Below are 16,413 nucleotides of genomic sequence, written 5' to 3' on the forward strand. Positions count from 1 at the left end.
CCTCGGCGGCCTGCTCGCCCAGAGCTTCGGTGGCCGCAGCCGGACGCCCGCCGTGCGGAGCTCGCCCTAGTCGTCGCCGGTGACGGCGGCCAGCCGCTCCTGCACCCGCGCGTGGCGGAACTGGTACACGCCCCCGGCCTGCCTGAGCACCCCGCGCCGGTGGGCGTCGTCGAGGAAGTGCATCAGGCGCCACGGCAAGCGGCCCGTTGCCGCCAGCCAGAGGTGGTGGACGAAGTAGTTGCCCCAGGCCCGGGTCACCAGGACCGTCAGGCCGATGCCCACCCCGAAACACACGCCGGCCACGATCGGGGTCACCGCGTTCGTCGCCGCCGGGAACACCTGGCCGCCCGCCAGCGCGGCCGCCACGCAGTAGCACGCCGCCGCCACGCCGCGGCCCATGAAGAACCCGAACGACGCGCCCGCCACCCCGGCCGCGATGGCCAGCGCCACGTCGAAACGGCCGCCCAGCACCGGGAGGAACCGGGTCTGCGCCGTGAACGCGAACGCCATCCCGTCGAACAGCCCCAACGACACCAGGAACGACACCGACAGCGCGATCGCGCCGGTCCGTTCGTTGCGCAGGATCGTCCCCGGGCTCGACACGCGGCTCGCGTCGACCGGTTTCGCCAGCCACACGTGCACCGCGAACACCAGGCCGAACACCAGCGCCAGGAAGACCACGAGGCCGGCCGCCAGCGACCAGCCCAGGCCGAGCAGGACACCCACCACGGCACCGATCGCGAAGCGGCCGGCGAACTTCCGGGCCGCGCCGGCGAACCGCAGCTCCGTGCGCAGCGGCTCCGGCGGCCGGCCGAAGCGGTGGGTCAAGCCGGCGGCGCCGCCGAACGCCAAGCCGTAGACCGCCGCCAGCACCGGTCCGTCGTCGACCCAGCCGGTGATCACGAAGAACACCGCGACCAGCACGCCGACCAGGACCGACCGGGTGCCGGCGGGCACCGCGCGGTACAGCTGCCACCAGGCCAGGTCGCGGCTGCGCGCGCGTTCGAGGTGCCGGGCCAGGAAACCGAGCCAGCGGGTGGCCTGCTCCGCGGTGTAGCGCCCGGACGGACTCGTCTTCGGGTTCCGCCCCGGTGACTGCGGCACCCGCGCGTAGGCGTTGGGGACGAAGGAGTCGAGCAGCTGCCCTTCGAGGGCCGCGGCGTCTTCGGTGGCGAGCAGTTCCGCGGGGTCGGCCGGCGGCCGGCCGTAGCCGATCCGCGCGAGGTCGACCATCAACGGCGTCCGCAGCACCCGGGCCAGGGCGGCGTCCGGATCGCGGCGCAGCCGGTCGGCGACGGGAAGCCAGCGGTCTTCGCCCTGCCGCGCGGACAGGTAGGTGATCGCCTCCTGCCGCACGACCGGTTCGAGCCGCACCACGGTGGCGGCGCCCAGCACCGTGCCGGACTCGCGCGTCGCCTGCTCGTACTCGGCGGACCGGCAGGTGAGCACCAGCGAGCGCCCCACGCCCATGGTCTGGTCCAGGGCGTCCAGCGCGGCGACGCGCAGGTCGGCCGGCATCTCGTCGAGGCCGTCGAGGACCGGGACGACGTGACCGCCGAGGACGAGCCGGGTCGGGGCGTCGGGCCCGTACTCGCGGGCGTTGAGCAGGGCCGGGTGGTTGTCGGCGAGCCGGGCGGCCAGCCACCGGTCGAGGTGCTCCCGCCGCGGGTCCCACGACGCCAGCGACAACAGGACCGGGACGGGGGCGTCCGGGGTGCGGGTGCGCAGCAGCTCCAGGGTCAGCATCAGGGCGAGCACCGACTTGCCCGAGCCCGGATCGCCCAGCACGACCAGCTGCCGCGCGGGCAACGCGGTGAACGTCGCCGCGATGTCGTCGAGGTCGCCGCGCAGCGCGGGCTTTCCGGGCCGGGCGACCGCCGACCAGCGCAGCCGGATCGGCTGTGGCCGGTGCAGCGATCGCAGCTCGGCTTCCGCGCGCCACTGCCACGTGACGGCTTCGGCCAGCTCGGTGACCGCCCGGTCGAACTGGTGCTGCGCCGGGGGTTCCGGCTCGGGATCTTCGGCGCCCGGCGTGGCCTCGGCGAGGATCTGCTCGTGGAGCCGCCGCAGGTCGGGATTCGGGTCGACGCCGAGTTCGTCGGCCAGCCGCCGGCGCAGGCCGTGGAACAGCGTCGATGCTTCGGCGTAGCGGCCTTCCTTCGCGAGCGCGCGCATCAGGAGCAGGTGGGACAGCTCGCGCGTCGGGTGCTCGCCGCAGAACTCCGTCAAGTCGCGGACGACTTCGCCCGTTTCGCCGAGCCGCAGCCGCCATTCGGCACAGAGTTCGACCGCGTCGGCGCGTTGTTCGTCGAGCAGCGCGGCCCGGCCGGCGAGCGTGGCCGTCCGCAGCCCGTCGAGCGCGGGACCGCGCCAGAGGGCGAGCGCGGTGCGGATTTCGTCGACGGCGTCGGCGAGCTTGGCCTGCCCGGCCAGTCCGCGGGCCACGGCGACGTGCCGGCGGAAGCGGAGGGAGTCGAGATCGTCGGCGTCGATCTGCAGGCGGTACCCGGGACCATCGGTGACGATCGCCCCGCCGAGCTCGCCGAGCCGGCCCCGCAGCGCGGAAACGCAGTTGCGCACCTGCTTCACGGCCGTCGCCGGTGGCTCGTCGTCCCAGAGCGCGTCGATCATGCGCTCCACCGGCACGACGGCGCCCGCGTTGAGCAGCAGCACGGCGAGCGCGCGCTGCTGCCGCGGGCTCGCCAGCGCGATTCGGCTCCCGTACGCCGTCACTTCCAGCGTTCCGAGAATCCGGAACCTCATCGCAACCCCCCCTGGTCGTCAAGGCCGGCCCGGCTTCGGAACGCGCAGGTGGAGCGGCGGAATGCCGGCGCGAGGACGAAACGAGGACGGCGTCCGGAACCCTAGGGGCACGGTGAACGAGGGGGAATGCCGGGGCGACCCGGTGGCGGGCGCGTCGTTGGGGGTCGCGCTCTCCACCGGGACCGCCGGGCCACGACAGCGACGAGTTCTTAGCCGTTTCTTAGCACCTCGCCTGGCCGCTGCTCCGCCCGCCTCGGACAATCGGCAGGGTGCTGATCGTGATCGCCGACGACGAGGACGCCGTGTGCGACTCCCTGTCGCGCACCCTGCGGTTCGAGGGCTATGCCGTCGAGATCGCCAAGGACGGCCAAGCCGCCCTCGAAGTCATCCGCGAACGGGAGCCTGACGGGGTCATCCTCGACGTCACCATGCCGGTGCTCGACGGCCTGGAAACCTGCCGGCGGCTGCGGGCCGCCGGGAACCTCGTGCCGGTGCTGATGCTGACCGCCCGCGGTGACGTCACCGCGCGGGTGGCGGGCCTGGACGCCGGCGCCGACGACTACCTCGCCAAGCCCTTCTCCCTGCAGGAGCTGCTCGCCCGCGTGCGGGCCCTGCTGCGGCGCGCGCGGTACGAAGCCGTTCCCGAGTCGCCGGCCGACCTGCGCTTCGACGACCTCGCGCTCAACCCGGCCACGCGGGAAGTCCTGCGCGCGGGCCGTCCGGTGCGGCTGACGCGGACCGAGTTCGCCATCCTCGAGCTCTTCCTGCGCCACCCGCGGCAGGTGCTGACCAGGTCCGTCCTGTTCGAACACGTCTGGGGGTTCGACTTCGGCAGCAGTTCCAACAGCCTCGACGTCTACCTCGGCTACCTGCGCAAAAAACTCGAAGCCGGCGGCGGCGGGCGGCTGCTGCACACCGTCCGCGGCGTCGGCTACGTCCTGCGCGAGGACCCGCTGTGAGGCTGCTGCGCGGCCTGGGACGGCGCAAACTCACCCTGCGCGCCCGGTCGCGGTCCTCTCCGCGCTCGGCGTCGCGCTCGCCGTCGTCGTGGTGTCCCTCGCGGGCTGGTGGCTGATGCACGGCCGGATGTACGAGAACCTGGACCACCAGCTGAACGCCGACAGCGCCGAAGCGGTGCAGGCCACGACCCCCGAGGAAGCGCTGCGCACCCTGCGCAACACCGACCGGCTGCCGGGCACCTGGTCCGACGACGACCTGCCCACGGAAATCGAGCGGCTGATCCGGCTGGCCGGGTTGCCGCCGCCCGTCGTCGTCCGGTTCCTCGACACCCGCGGGCACGCCGTGTCCGCCAGCCCCGGAGCCGAATGGCTGGGTCCGGTGACTTCGCCCGCCGCCCGCGTCGCGATGAGCGGAACCGGCGAGGACCTCGACGACGCGGAGACAGGGGACGAGACGGTCTACCGCGTGCGCACCGCACCCCGGCCCGGCGGCGCGATCCAGGTGGCGAGCCGCGTCATCGGCATCGAAGGGACCCTCGACGACCTCCGGATCCTGCTCACCTGGATCGGGCTCGCCGGCGCCGCCCTCGCGGGCTTGGTCGGCTGGGGCGTCGCGCGGGCGGGCCTGCGGCCGGTCGACCGGCTCACCGGCGCCGTCGAGACGGTGGCCGAGACGCACGACCTGGACAGTTCGATCCCGGTGGCCGGGCACGACGAGATCGCCCGGCTCGCCACCGCGGTCAACCACCTGCTGACCGCGCTCGCCGCGTCGAAGGCCGCCCAGCGGCAGCTCGTCCAGGACGCCGCTCACGAGCTGCGGACCCCGCTGACCAGCCTGCGCACCAACGTCGAACTGCTCACCTACGCCGAGGAGCAGCTCGGCTCCGGCCGGACCCTCGCCCCGGACGACCGCGCCCGGCTGCTGCGGGATCTCGGCGTCCAGGCCGAAGAGCTGACCACCCTCACCACCGAGCTGGTCGAGCTGGCCGCGGAGAACACCGACCCCGAGCCGTTCGGGCCGCTCGACCTCGCCGACGTGGTCCACAGCGCCGTCATCCGCGCCCGCGCCCGCTGGCCGCAGGTCGTCTTCGCCGTCTCGGCCAGGCCCGCGAGCCTGACCGGTCAAGCGGGCGGGCTGTCCCGCGTCGTGCTGAACCTGCTCGACAACGCCGCGAAGTGGAGCCCGCCCGGCGGCACCGTCCGGGTCCGGCTGTCCACAACGGACGAACAGGCCGAGCTGACCGTCACCGACGAAGGGCCGGGCATCGACGAAGAGGATCGGCCGAAGGTCTTCGAGCGCTTCTACCGGGCCACCGCGGCTCGTTCGATGCCCGGGTCCGGGCTCGGGCTGGCCATCGTGGCGCAGATCGTCGGGACCCACGCGGGCAGTGTCGTGGCGGGCCCGGCCCCGGACGGCGGGGCCGAACTGCGCGTGCGGCTGCCGTCGGAGCGCGTTTCTTAATCACCTCGGCGGCGGTTCTTAAGGTTCTTTCATCCACGGACACGAAGTTCGAATCGTGTCCTCCGTCGAAACGATCCGTCCCGCTCCCGCGGCGCCGCGGCAAGGCCGCGGCGCCGGGCCGTGGGCCGCCGCCGCGATCGCGTGCTTCGGCCTGTCCGTGGTCACCGCCCTCGTCCTGCACGTCACCCAGGCCGCCGCGGTCGATCCGGTGCGGCAGGTGATCAGCGACTACGCCCTGTCCGCCGGCGCCGGCGGGTTCGCCGTCTGCGTGCTGACGCTGGCGGCCGGCACCGGCTTCCTGCTGGCCGGGCTGGCCAGGGCCGGGCTGCCGGTGACCCGGCCCGTCGTCGCACTGGCCGGCTGCTGGGGTGCCGGCCTGACCCTGTGCGCGTTCTTCCCGACCATCCCCACCGGCGCACCGATGACGCTCTCCGCCGAGGTCCACCGCTACGCGGGCCTGGTGCTGTTCGTCAGCTTGCCGGCCGCGGCCGGGCTCCTCGCCCGCGGCGCCGTGAACCACCCGGTGCACCACGGCCTCGCCGCCCGGCTGCAGCGGTCCACCGACTGGGCGTGGGCCGCCCTCACGGTTTTCCTGCTGAGCCAGCTGCCGGTGCTCCTCGCGCCGGCGCACGCCTTCGACGGCCCGCTGTTCCAAGGGCTCGCCGAACGGCTCGTGCTCGTCGTCTACCTCGTCCTGCTCGGCGAGCCGGCCCTCGCCGTCCTGCGTTCCGGGAGGAAATCATGCTGACCCTGGCCATCGGCCTCGCCGCCGCCGGCGCGTGCTGCTTCGCCGGCACCGTCCACTTGCAACACCGAGCCGTCCGCGGCGCGGCCACGGGCCCGACGCTGCGGCTGTCCGGGATCCGGGCGATCCTCCGCACGCCCGGCTGGTACGCCGGGATCGGGCTCGCCGGGCTGGGCGCCGCGCTGCACGTCCTCGCGCTCACCATGGCGCCACTCGCCGTGGTGCAGCCGATCGGCGTGCTCACCCTGGTGCTCACGGTCCTGCTCGCCCGCACCCCGCCCACCCGGACCGTCCTCGCCGCGCTGGCGATGAGCGTCGCCGGGCTGGCCGGTTTCGTCGCGCTGGCCGCCACCGCCACGAACGCCGCCCTGCCGGCCCCCGCCCTCGGAACCGCGCAGTGGGCGCTGCTCGCCGCCGCCGGACTGGCCGCGGCGGCCCGGTACGCCCGCGGCCGGGCCCGGTCCCTGCTGTCCGCGCTCGGCACGGCGGTGCTCTTCGGATTCACGTCGGCGCTGATCCGGGCGGCGGCCGTCGCGCCGCTCGCCGGCGGCCCGGCCGTCGCCGTGGTCGCCGAGGCGGTGGTGGCGACCCTCGCCGGGGCGTGGCTGCTGCACCAGGCCTACGCGAGCGGACCCGCCCCGATCGTGGCCGGCGCGACCACCGTCGCCGACCCGCTCAGCGCGGTCCTCATCGGCGTCTTCGCCTACGGGGAGCTGGCTCCGGGACAGCTCGCCGGACTGGCCGTGCCCGGGTTCGTCGCGGTGGCCGGGCTCGTGCTGCTCGCCCGCGAGTTGCCGGCACCCGCCGCGCCCGCGCGCCGGACGCACCGCGATGGCCCGCTGCGCATCGCGATCACCGCGGACACCTTCCCGCCGGACGTCAACGGCGCCGCGAACTTCGCCTACCGCTTGGCATCCGGGCTGGCCGCGCGCGGGCACGACGTCCACGTCCTCTGCCCGTCGCCCAGCGTCGAGACGTTCACCGAGACGACGGCCGGGGTGACCGTCCACCGGCTGGGTTCGGTGCGCACGCCGTTCCACCCGACGTTCCGGATCTGCCCGCCGTGGCGGACGGCCAGGGCCGTGCCGGCGCTGCTCGCCGGCATCGACCCCGACGTCGTGCACACCCAGGCGCACTTCCTCGTCGGCCGCAGCGCGGTCCGCGCCGCCACCGCGGCCGGTGTCCCGGTGGTGGCCACCAACCACTTCATGCCGGAGAACCTGCTGGGCTACGGCCCGCTGCCGCGCTGGACCCACCGCCCGCTGGCCCGGCTGGCGTGGCGCGATCTCGTCCGGGTCTTCGACCGGGCGACCGTCTGCACCACCCCGACGCCCCGGGCCGCCGGGCTGCTCGAACGCAACGGCCTGAACCGGCCGGTGCTGGCGATCTCCTGCGGGGTCGACCGCGCGCACTACGCCGGGCCGGCCGCCGAGCCCGCCGGCCGGCCGGCGGTGTTGTTCGTGGGGCGGCTGGACGCGGAGAAGAACGTCCACGAGCTCCTGGAAGCCGCGGTCGCGCTGCCCCCGGACGTGCGGGTCGAGCTCGTCGGCGACGGCAGCGAACGCCCTCGGCTGGAGGCGCTGGCCGCCCGGCTGGGCATCGCGGAGCGGGTGACCTTCCACGGGTTCGTCCCGGACGAGGAGCTGGTGCGGGCCTACCGGCGGTGCGCGGTGTTCTGCATGCCCGGCACCGCCGAGCTGCAGAGCCTGGTGACGATGGAGGCGATGGCCGCGGGCAAGCCGGTCGTGGCCGCCGACGCGATGGCCTTGCCGCACCTCGTGCGGCCCGGGCGCAACGGCTGGCTCCACCGTCCCGGCGACGTCGCGGACCTGGCCGCCCGGCTCACCGCCGTCCTGGCCGACGAGCCCGCCCGGAGGGCGATGGGCCAGGCCAGCCTGGAGCTGATCGCCGCGCACGACCTGGAGTCCACAGTGGACACCTTCGAGGGGGTGTACCTCGACGTCGCGCGCCGTCCGGCGCCCGTCGCCCTCCGGCGGTGAGCCGCCACCGGCAAAATTGCCGGTGGCATCCTCGCCGGCACGACCGAAACCGCAGCTCAGGAGCGTGCGGGCGACCTCAGCCGCGTACCGTCTCCGGTCGGGTTGCCGCGCTACTGTCGTCGGCGCGGGTACCCGCACCGGCGGCGGCCCCGGCTGCCGGCCCCGGTCCCGTGGTGGGTGCGGCGGACCCCAGCTTCCGCACCCACCACGCCTCACCGCGCCGGGAACGCCGTGGGTGCCGGCCGGTAGCCGAGCCGGTCGATCGCCGCGGTGATGTCCAGCGTGCGTTCCACCGCGAACTGGCTGATGACGTACCGGTTCAGCCGCCCGCGCGGAAACAGGCGGGCGAACGGGGACAGCACGCGCGCCGGCACGTAGACCGGCCGCACCCGCACGCCCGCCGAGGCCAGCAGGCCGCGCAGCGCCCAGTCGATCGGCACCGGGGCGCTGTCAGCGATGTTGAACACCCGCGGCCACCCCGGTTCGGCCGTCGCGGCGAGCAGGCAGGCGCGGGCCAGGCCGCCCACCTCGGTCATGCTGACCAGCACCCGGCCGGTGCCGGGCACCAGCAGCCGGGTACCCCGCACGTTCTGCAGCAGCCTGGGCAGGAGGGTGGTGTCCCCGGCGCCGTACACGGCGTGGGGCCGCAGGACGACCGCGTCGGGGGCGATGGCCAGCACGAGCTGCTCGGCCGCGGCCTTGGCGGCCGCGTAGGCGTTGAGGTACCGGTCGACCGGAGCTTCGTGCTCCTTCGCCCGCACGGTCGGCCGGTACGGGTCGTACACGCTGGCGCTGCTGACGTGGACGATCCGGCACTCCGGGAACGACGCCAGCACGTGGTGGGTGCCGAGCAGGTTGGTCCGCCACACCTCGCGGGCCACGCCGGTGTCGGTCGCCGACGCCGCGCAGTGCACCACCGCGTCGACCTCGGGCGGGTCGGCGAGCTTGGCCGCCCCGATGTCCCACGGCCGGTACGCGGCCCCGCCGACGTGCCGGGGGTCCGCCTCGGCACGCCTGCCGAAGGCGCTCACCCGCCAGCCCTCGGCCGTGGCGGCCCGGCAGACCGCGCCGCCGACGAACCCGGTCGCGCCGGTCACCGCGAGCCTCACGGCCGGCTCGCGGTCATCAGCTCGCGCAGGCGGCCCCGGTCGAGCTTGCGGGACCGGCCCGAGCGGGGCAGCTCCGGCAGGACGACGATGCGGTCGGGCACGGCTTCGGCGTCGATCAGCTCCGGTAGCTGCTTGCGGAGCCGCCGGACGAGGCGGCCCGGGTCGGCGTCGTCGCCGTCGGCCACGACGGCCAGCACCACGCTCTCGTCCCCGGTCACCGGGTCGGGCGTCCCGACCATCGCCGCTTCCCGGACCCCCGCCAGCAGCGCGATCGACGGCTCGTACAGGCCGGGGTAGATGTTGTACGAGCCCCGGATCAGCATGTCCTTCTTGCGGCCGGTCATGACGATCCGGCCGTCCTCGTCCAGCCGGGCCAGGTCGCCGGTGGCCAGCTCGGTCAGCGGCGGCGCACCGAGGTAGCCGAGGCAGGCGTTGGGGGCCGACACCAGCAGTTCGCCGTCCTCGGCGATCCGGGTGGTCACCCCGGGCGACGGCGTGCCGAGCAGGTCGCCCGGGAGGCCCCGCTCGATGTGCGCCAGCTTGTCCTCCGCGCGGGCGACCGCGAGCGGGATCGCTTCGGTCATCGCGTAGATCGAGAGCACCTGCCCGGCGGGGACCGCGGCCATCGCCTGCCGCAGCACCGCGGGTGCCGCGGGCGCGGACCCCATCACGAGGTGGCGGACGTGCCCGGGCCATTCCGGGAGGACGCCGAACACCTCGGCCAAGTGGACCGGAACTCCGTAAGCGTGGGTAACCCGTCGTTCCGCGAGGTCCCGCGCGAAACGTTCGGGCGGCGCGGACGGCTTCGGCAGGGAGAGCCGGGCGCCGCCCAGCAGCGCGGGCAGGCCGGCCATGATGCCGTCGGCGTGCATCACGTCCCCGGGCGCGAACGGCAGGTGCCCGCCCAGCATCGTCACCGCCGCGGTGAGCGACCGCAGCGAGTGCACGACCCCCTTCGGCTGCTCCGTGGTGCCCGAGGTGAACACGATCAGCGCGGGTGCGTCCGGATCCCGTTCCGCAGCCGCGCCCGGTTCCCGGCCGAGCAGGTCCTTCAGCGACCGGGCCGCGCGCGGCACCCCGGGCAGCCGGCGTCCGATGTGGACGTGCCGGATCCCGGGATCGCCGATCGGCTGCCGCAGGTCCGGCACCGGCCAGCCGCGGCGACGGCAGAACGTGCGGGCCGGGCCGACCACGCTGGTCGTGTAGAACAGCGACTCCGCGATCAGCCAGCGCGGGCGGCAGGCCCGCAGCCGCGCCGACACCAGCTCCGGGCCGACGGCGGTGTCCGCCGAGATGAGCACCGCGCCGGCCTGCAGCGCCCCCAGGAACAGGCCGATCGCCCGGGCCGAGTTCCGGACGGCGAACAGCACGCCGTCACCGGGCTCGAGTCTCTCGGCCCGCAGCCCGGCGCTGACTTCGAGCGCCAGGCGGCGCAGCTCGCCGAAGGTCGTCGTGCGGCCGTCCGGATCGATGACGGCGACGGCGCCGGGCCGCTCCCCGGCGGTGCTCAGGAATCGGGTCACGAAATCGTTCATGCGCGGCTGACCTCCAGGCGCCGGTAGGCGGGGAAGAGCACCCCGGGCGCGGCCCGGCGGGCGGTGATCCGCAGCGCCGCGGGGCGGGCCAGGGTGGCGAGGATGGCGTGGATCTCGGCCATGGCCAGCGGGTAGCCGAGGCAGAAGTGCGGCCCCGCCCCGAACCACAGCCGCCGCAGCTCCGGCGGGTGCGCGCGGGCGAGGTCGAACCGGCCGTGCGCCCGGGCGCAGTTGAGGGTCGACAAGACGACCCGGTCCCCGGCGCGCACGGCGACCCCGCCGATCCGCCCGGACCGGACGGCGTTGCGCAGGATGATCGGCGCCGGGGTGATCAGGCGGGCCGTTTCGTGGATCGCGGCCTCCATCGGCCCGGTGTCACCATCGCGGTACGCGGCGGCGACGGCGGCCAGCGCACCGTGGTCGTGGAGCACCGCGACCATCCGGGGCAGCAGGCTGGTGATCGTCTCGGTGCCCGCGATCAGGAACGCCGACGCGAGCCCCCGGGCCTCGTCTTCGGTGAGCCCGAAGCTGCGCATCCGCCCGACCGCGGTGGTTTCGTCGCCCTTTTCCCAGGCGAGCGAGGTGGCGGCGCCGATGTCCGCGACGATCGCCCGGGCCCGGGCGACCTGCCGGTCGCTCAGGCTCAGCTTGCCCAGCTTGACCAGGCCGATGATCGCGGTGGCCTGGCCGGTCATCCGCAGGTACGCCGCCTCCCGCTCCGCCGTCGACCCGGTCACGGTGAACCCGACCAGCGCGCTGGTCACCGCCCCGGCGACGACCTTCGTCGTCCGCACGACGTCCACCGGGCGGCCGGCGCGCAGGGCCTCGGCCGTGCGGGCCAGCGGTTCCGTGCACGCCGTGTCGACCAGCTGCCGGACGTAGGCGGGCGTGAAGAACTCGGCGAGCTTGCGCCGCATCGCCCGGTGCTCCGGGCCGTCCATGTTGACCAGCATCGACGGGCCGAAGACCGGGGTCCACAGGTCCGCCTCGGTGCCGCCGCCGCTGCGGAAGGTCTCGGTGTCGGTCAGCACCTCCCGGGCCACCGCCGCCTCGTTCACGACGACCCCGAGCCCCGGCACCCGCACCGCCGGGCCGAGCCGGCCGAGGACGCGGACGACGGGGTACGCGAGCGGGTGCGCCGCCAGCTGCAGCCGCAGCTCCTGCGCGGCCGCCCTCATCGGACGTCCACCGTCTCGCCGCGGTAGCCGTGGCTGGTGTACCAGGCGAAGGTGTTGCGGATGCCCCACGCCTTGGTCCGCCGCTGCGACCAGTAGACGACCATGTCCCGGCGCCGCCCGTAGGCCCGGGTGACGCACCGGACGCGGTTCACCAGCGTGCGGTCCTCGTGGTCCTCTTCGATGCAGGAGCGCGGATAGCCGCCGCACCGCTCGTACAGGCTCGCCGTGATGGCCGTGTTCCCGCCCGCGCACAACAGGTACGGCCCGAGGTACTCCGGCCCCCGGTTGGCGCGGCGGAACCGCGCGGCGTACCCGCCGAACCCGACCAGGAACGCCAGCACGGCCCGCTCGGTCCTCGGCACGGCGAAGTCGTCGGTGCGCGCCTTGAACCGGCCCCCGATCAGCTCCAGCCCGGACGCGAAGCCGCGCATGACCGCTTCGGTCCACTGTGGAGCGACGAGGCAGTCCGCGTCGGTCCGGGCCAGGTGGGTGGCGCCGTTTTCGATGGCCTGGCGCATCCCGGTGTCACACGCGGCCCCGGTGCCCTTCTGCGGTTCGCTGATCACCCGCACGTCCATCTCGGGGTGCGCCTCGGCGAAGGAGCGGACGACGTCGGCGGTCGCGTCCGTGCTCGCGTTGTCCACCACCAGCACGGTGAAGTCGCGGTGGCGCTGGGCGGCGAGCGACCGCAGCGGCCCCTCGATCCACTTTTCCTCGTTGTACGCGGGAATGACGACCCAAAGTCGTGTCATGACGTCAGCTCCGCGAACACCGTGCCGACGCTGACGCCGCCGGCGAGCCCGATGAACGCGACCTTGTCGCCCGGGCCGCACCGGCCGGACTCCAGCGCCAGGCTCAGCTGCAGCGGCAGGCTGCACGAAGCGACGTTGCCGTGCTCGGTGATCGTCACGACGAGCTTGTCCTCCGGCACGCCGCTGCATTCGAGGAACACCCGCAGGTGCGGCAGGCCGACCTGGTGCACGCAGAAGAGCGCGAAGTCGTCCCGGCTCAGGCCGGTGCGCGCCAGTGCCGCGTCCAGCTGCGGCCGGATGCCGCGCACGACGGACTCCATCAAGGTGCGGCCGTCGCCCCGCATGTAGCCGTCGGTGACCGGATTGCGGGAGTTCGCGCCGCCGTGTCCCGGAATCGAGGCGACGTCCCAGCAGGACGAATCGGCCGAGAAGTCCCGGTGGAAGATGCCCGGTGCGGCCGAGGCTTCCAGCAGCATCGCGGCACCGGCGTCGGACAGGGTGTAGCCGGCGAGGGAGTCCACGAACTGTTCGCGGTCCTCTACCGACCACCGGACCACCCGGGAGCCGGTCTCGCCGGTGCACACCAGGATGCGGCGGTACTGCCCGGAACGGATGAGCGCCTCCGCGACCTGCATCCCGTTGAGGAAGCTGTTGCAGGCGTTCTTGACGTCGAACACCGGGCAGGACGCGCCGAGCTTCGCGGCCACGACGTGCGCCGTGGCCGGCTCGATGAGGTCCTGGGAAGCGGACGCGAACACGAGCAGGTCGATGTCGTGCGCGCCCAGCCCCGCATCGGAGAGCAGTTTCGCGGCCGCGGCCACGGCGAGGTCCGAGGCCAGTTCGCCCGGCGCGGCCCGGTGCCGGGTCCTGATCCCGCTGAGCTTCCGGATCGCCCCGGGCCGGGGCGTGAAGCCGGGGCTCTCGCGCTCGATGCGGGCCTCGATCTCGCGGTCGGCGACCAGCGCCGGGGGCAGGTAGGCGGCCACACCGCCGATCGCCACGTGCATGACACCGTCCTTTCTAGACACCGGCGAACGCCAGCGTCACGTTGTGCCCGCCGAAACCGAACGAGTTGCTGATCGCCGCGGTGAGCGTGACGCGGCGCGGCTCGCCGGCCACGACGTCCAGGTCGATCCGGTCGTCGAGCGTGTCCAGGTTGGCCGTGGGCGGGACGAGGCCGTCCCGGACGGACAGCACGGTCGCGATGGCTTCGACCGCACCGGAACCGCCGAGCAGATGCCCCAGCGCCCCCTTCGGCGCGGTGACCACCGGGCCGTCGCCGAGGACGCGCCGGATCGTGACGCTCTCGGTCAGGTCGCCCAGCGGCGTCGAGGTCGCGTGCGCGTTCACGTGGCCGATGTCGCCGGCCGCGAGTCCCGCGCGGCGCAGCGCGGTGGTGATGGCGGCGCACTGCCCGGCACCGTCCGGGTCCGGCGCGGTGATGTGGTGGGCGTCGTTGCTCATGCCCACGCCGGCGATCCTGCCGTACGCCTTCGCTCCGCGCGCCGCGGCGAACTCCGCGCGCTCCAGCACGAGGATGCCCGCGCCCTCCCCCAGCACGAAGCCGTCCCGGCCCGCGTCGAACGGCCGGGACGCCGTCCCGGGACTTTCGTTGCGGGTGCTCATCGACCGCGCCCGCGTGAACCCCGCCATGATGGCGGGCGTGATGCAGGCGTCCGTGCCGCCCGCGACCACGACGTCGGCCTCCCCCGCCACGATCATCCGCCACGCCCAGGCGATCGCCTCGGCCCCGGACGCGCAGGCCGACATCGGGGCGTGCACCCCGGCCCGCGCCCGCAACGCGAGGCCGACCAGCGCGGCCGGCCCGTTGGGCATGACCATCGGGATCAGCTGCGGCGACACCGCCCGCAGTCCCCGCTCCCGCAGGGCGTCGTGCTGGGTGACCAGCGTCGTCGCCCCGCCGATCCCGGTGCCGATCACCACGCCGCACCGCACGGGATCCACCGTGTCCTCGCCCAGGTCCGCGTCCCGGCACGCCTGCCGGGCCGCGACCACGGCCAGCTGTTCGGCCCGGTCCATGCGCTTGAGCTCGACGTAGTCCAGTACCTCGGCGGGCTCGACGGCGAGCCGCGCGGCGATGCGCACCGGGAACCGGTACTCCCGCGTCCACCCGGTGTCCAAGGTGGACACCCCGGCCCGGCCGTCGAGCAGTCCCTGCCAGGTGGCGGGCACGTCGCCGCCCAGCGGCGTGGTCGCGCCCACGCCGGTGACCACGACCTCGATGTCGTTGTGCGGCGGGCTGTTCACGCCGCGGCGCGCAGGTAGTCGGCGACGTCGCCGAAGGTCTGCAGCAGGTGCAGGCCCTCCTCGGGAATCGTCAGGCCGTAGCTGAGCTCGATCTCGTCGGTCAGCTCGACCATGGCCAGCGAGTCGATGTCCAGTTCGTCGCGCAGCGACAGGCCGGTCAGCGGGCGTTCGGCGGCCATCGCCACCGGGTCGGTGCCGGACACCTTCGTGATCAGCTGGGCCAGGGTGCGCTCGACGTCGTCCGAAGGGCTCACGAGTTACCTCACGGGTGGGTTCGGGGCGGGATACCGGGCCGGGTGGCCACGACGAGGAGGCTGGCAACGGCCGCTGACCGACGGCTGACGGGTGGCCCCGATTCCGGCCCGGCTGTGCTCCGTGCACAACCGGTTCGCGGCACCGGCCCACCCCGCCGGGCTATGGTCGGCGGATGCCGGGGCATCCGCACGCGTCCAGGAGGGTCATCCGCGAGGTGGCCGCCGTCGTCCTCACCGAGCTGCCGTCGTTCGCCGACCGGCTGACCGAGCGGGGTGCGGTCGAGGAGAAGACGTTCTACGCGCGCGGGGACTGGGTGGCGCCCGCGGACATGCGGCAGTCGTTCATGGACAACGCCCGCAGCGCGCTGGTCCTGATGACCGACGGGTTCGAAACGCGGGCCGACTGGATCGCGGCCCCGCTGGCCACCGGCCGCCGCCGCGCCGAACAGGGCGTGCCCCTGGAGGCGGTGCTGCACCTGTTCCGGCTGGGTACCGAGCTGCTGTGGGAGATGCTGCTGACCGCGGCCCGCCGCCGGTCACCGGACGAGGTGGCCGAGTTCGTCGACAGCGTGATGGTGCTGTGGCAGGCGACCGACCGCGTCTCGACGGCGATGGTCGAGGGGTACCGGTCGCGCGAGATCCAGCTGCAGACCCGGGTGAACCGGCGCCGGGAACGGCTGGTCCGGGTGCTCGTCGAGGGCCGGGGCGTCGACCCGGCCGTGGCCGCGGACGCCGAGGCCGACCTCGGCCTGCCCGGGCACGGCCGGTACGTCGTGGTCCTGGTGGTCTGCGATCTGGCGGCCGAGGAAATGGTGCCGGTGCCCGAGCTGGCGGCCGCGGGGGTGCGCGTGGTCGTGGCACCGTACCGGGACCGGGTGGTGTGGCTGGTGGAGCTGGGCGGGAACACCGCCGACCGGCTGGCCGGCCTGCTGGCCCCCCACCTGCACCACCGCGCGGGCCTGTCCGGCGAGGTCGACGGCCTGGCCGAGATCGGCATCGCCTACCAGCTGGCGGAAATCGCGCTGCACACGCAATCCCCGGCCGTGCCGGGGCTGGCCGTGCTCGACGACCGGCTGCCCGAGGCGCTGGTCGTCGCCAGTCCGCGGCTGGCCCAGCGGCTGGCGGCCCGGGCCCTGGGCCGCGTCCTGGACCTCGAAGACGAGGAGCGCCAAGTCCTCCTGGACACCCTGCGGGCCTGGTTCCGCGCGGACCGCTCCCCCACCCGCGCGGGCGAACTGCTGTACTGCCACCGCAACACGGTGCTCAACCGGCTGCGCAAGCTCGAGCAGCTCACCGGGGCGTCCCTGGAAGACGACCGCCACCAGCTGTGCTGCCGCCTGGCCCTGCTGGCCCACGACCACCTGCGCCGCGAATGACCCGGCCGCGAA

13 protein-coding genes are annotated in these 16,413 nt (G+C 74.5%); 5 read left to right on the forward strand and 8 right to left on the reverse strand.

What is annotated here, in order from left to right; translation table 11 throughout:
- Positions 1-66: 66 nt before the first annotated feature.
- The gene (locus C2L58_RS36960; protein ID WP_103342288.1) at positions 67-2,763 is read right to left on the reverse strand and encodes a BTAD domain-containing putative transcriptional regulator; all 2,697 of its coding nucleotides are present in this window, start codon (positions 2,761-2,763) and stop codon (positions 67-69) included.
- 269 nt (positions 2,764-3,032) lie between these two features.
- On the opposite strand from C2L58_RS36960, the gene C2L58_RS36965 reads away from it, so the two are divergent.
- From C2L58_RS36965 to C2L58_RS36980, 4 genes are all read left to right on the forward strand, one after another.
- Positions 3,033-3,722: a response regulator transcription factor gene (locus C2L58_RS36965; protein ID WP_103342289.1), complete on the forward strand. Its 690-nt coding sequence runs from the start codon at positions 3,033-3,035 to the stop codon at positions 3,720-3,722.
- A gap of 91 nt (positions 3,723-3,813) precedes the next feature.
- The gene (locus tag C2L58_RS36970) at positions 3,814-5,184 is read left to right on the forward strand and encodes a HAMP domain-containing sensor histidine kinase (protein WP_199191633.1); all 1,371 of its coding nucleotides are present in this window, start codon (positions 3,814-3,816) and stop codon (positions 5,182-5,184) included.
- A gap of 55 nt (positions 5,185-5,239) precedes the next feature.
- Positions 5,240-5,932 carry a DUF998 domain-containing protein gene (locus tag C2L58_RS36975; RefSeq protein ID WP_158264224.1) on the forward strand — a complete coding sequence of 231 codons (693 nt, stop codon included), beginning with the start codon at positions 5,240-5,242 and terminating at the stop codon, positions 5,930-5,932.
- Complete coding sequence (locus C2L58_RS36980; protein ID WP_103342292.1) at positions 5,926-7,929, forward strand: glycosyltransferase; 2,004 nt, start codon at positions 5,926-5,928, stop codon at positions 7,927-7,929. Before C2L58_RS36975 ends, C2L58_RS36980 begins: the two co-directional genes overlap by 7 nt.
- A gap of 212 nt (positions 7,930-8,141) precedes the next feature.
- On the opposite strand, the gene C2L58_RS36985 is transcribed toward C2L58_RS36980, so the two are convergent.
- Genes C2L58_RS36985 through C2L58_RS37015 form a run of 7 tightly spaced genes read right to left on the reverse strand, consistent with a single transcriptional unit; the run spans position 8,142 to position 15,025 of the window.
- Positions 8,142-9,038 (reverse strand): NAD-dependent epimerase/dehydratase family protein, encoded by an 897-nt coding sequence (locus C2L58_RS36985; protein ID WP_103342293.1) that lies wholly within the window; start codon positions 9,036-9,038, stop codon positions 8,142-8,144.
- Positions 9,035-10,573: a class I adenylate-forming enzyme family protein gene (locus C2L58_RS36990; RefSeq protein WP_103342294.1), complete on the reverse strand. Its 1,539-nt coding sequence runs from the start codon at positions 10,571-10,573 to the stop codon at positions 9,035-9,037. Before C2L58_RS36990 ends, C2L58_RS36985 begins: the two co-directional genes overlap by 4 nt.
- Entirely contained in the window at positions 10,570-11,751 is a 1,182-nt protein-coding gene (locus tag C2L58_RS36995; RefSeq protein WP_103342295.1) for a cytochrome P450, read from the reverse strand. The genes C2L58_RS36990 and C2L58_RS36995 overlap by 4 nt, the downstream gene beginning before the upstream one ends.
- Positions 11,748-12,503: a glycosyltransferase family 2 protein gene (locus tag C2L58_RS37000; protein WP_103342296.1), complete on the reverse strand. Its 756-nt coding sequence runs from the start codon at positions 12,501-12,503 to the stop codon at positions 11,748-11,750. The genes C2L58_RS36995 and C2L58_RS37000 overlap by 4 nt, the downstream gene beginning before the upstream one ends.
- The gene (locus C2L58_RS37005) at positions 12,500-13,510 is read right to left on the reverse strand and encodes a 3-oxoacyl-ACP synthase III family protein (protein WP_103342297.1); all 1,011 of its coding nucleotides are present in this window, start codon (positions 13,508-13,510) and stop codon (positions 12,500-12,502) included. Before C2L58_RS37005 ends, C2L58_RS37000 begins: the two co-directional genes overlap by 4 nt.
- A gap of 13 nt (positions 13,511-13,523) precedes the next feature.
- Positions 13,524-14,771, reverse strand: coding sequence for a beta-ketoacyl-[acyl-carrier-protein] synthase family protein (locus tag C2L58_RS37010; RefSeq protein ID WP_103342298.1), 1,248 nt, complete (start codon positions 14,769-14,771; stop codon positions 13,524-13,526).
- Positions 14,768-15,025, reverse strand: a complete 258-nt coding sequence (locus C2L58_RS37015) for a phosphopantetheine-binding protein (RefSeq protein WP_103342299.1) — start codon at positions 15,023-15,025, stop codon at positions 14,768-14,770. The genes C2L58_RS37010 and C2L58_RS37015 overlap by 4 nt, the downstream gene beginning before the upstream one ends.
- A 173-nt stretch (positions 15,026-15,198) precedes the next feature.
- Between C2L58_RS37015 and C2L58_RS37020 the strand changes: the two genes are divergently transcribed.
- The gene (locus C2L58_RS37020) at positions 15,199-16,401 is read left to right on the forward strand and encodes a PucR family transcriptional regulator (RefSeq protein WP_233226154.1); all 1,203 of its coding nucleotides are present in this window, start codon (positions 15,199-15,201) and stop codon (positions 16,399-16,401) included.
- Positions 16,402-16,413 lie beyond the last annotated feature (12 nt).

This window comes from Amycolatopsis sp. CA-126428 (assembly GCF_002904335.1).
GTDB lineage: Bacteria > Actinomycetota > Actinomycetes > Mycobacteriales > Pseudonocardiaceae > Amycolatopsis.

What these genes read in the sequence shown, in the direction of transcription:
- C2L58_RS36960 (WP_103342288.1), bottom strand. Translation starts at nt 2,763, where the DNA reads ATGAGGTTCCGGATTCTCGGAACGCTGGAAGTGACGGCGTACGGGAGC.
- C2L58_RS36980 (WP_103342292.1), top strand. Translation starts at nt 5,926, where the DNA reads ATGCTGACCCTGGCCATCGGCCTCGCCGCCGCCGGCGCGTGCTGCTTC.
- C2L58_RS36990 (WP_103342294.1), bottom strand. Translation starts at nt 10,573, where the DNA reads ATGAACGATTTCGTGACCCGATTCCTGAGCACCGCCGGGGAGCGGCCC.
- C2L58_RS36995 (WP_103342295.1), bottom strand. Translation starts at nt 11,751, where the DNA reads ATGAGGGCGGCCGCGCAGGAGCTGCGGCTGCAGCTGGCGGCGCACCCG.
- C2L58_RS37000 (WP_103342296.1), bottom strand. Translation starts at nt 12,503, where the DNA reads ATGACACGACTTTGGGTCGTCATTCCCGCGTACAACGAGGAAAAGTGG.
- C2L58_RS37005 (WP_103342297.1), bottom strand. Translation starts at nt 13,510, where the DNA reads ATGCACGTGGCGATCGGCGGTGTGGCCGCCTACCTGCCCCCGGCGCTG.
- C2L58_RS37020 (WP_233226154.1), top strand. Translation starts at nt 15,199, where the DNA reads ATGCCGGGGCATCCGCACGCGTCCAGGAGGGTCATCCGCGAGGTGGCC.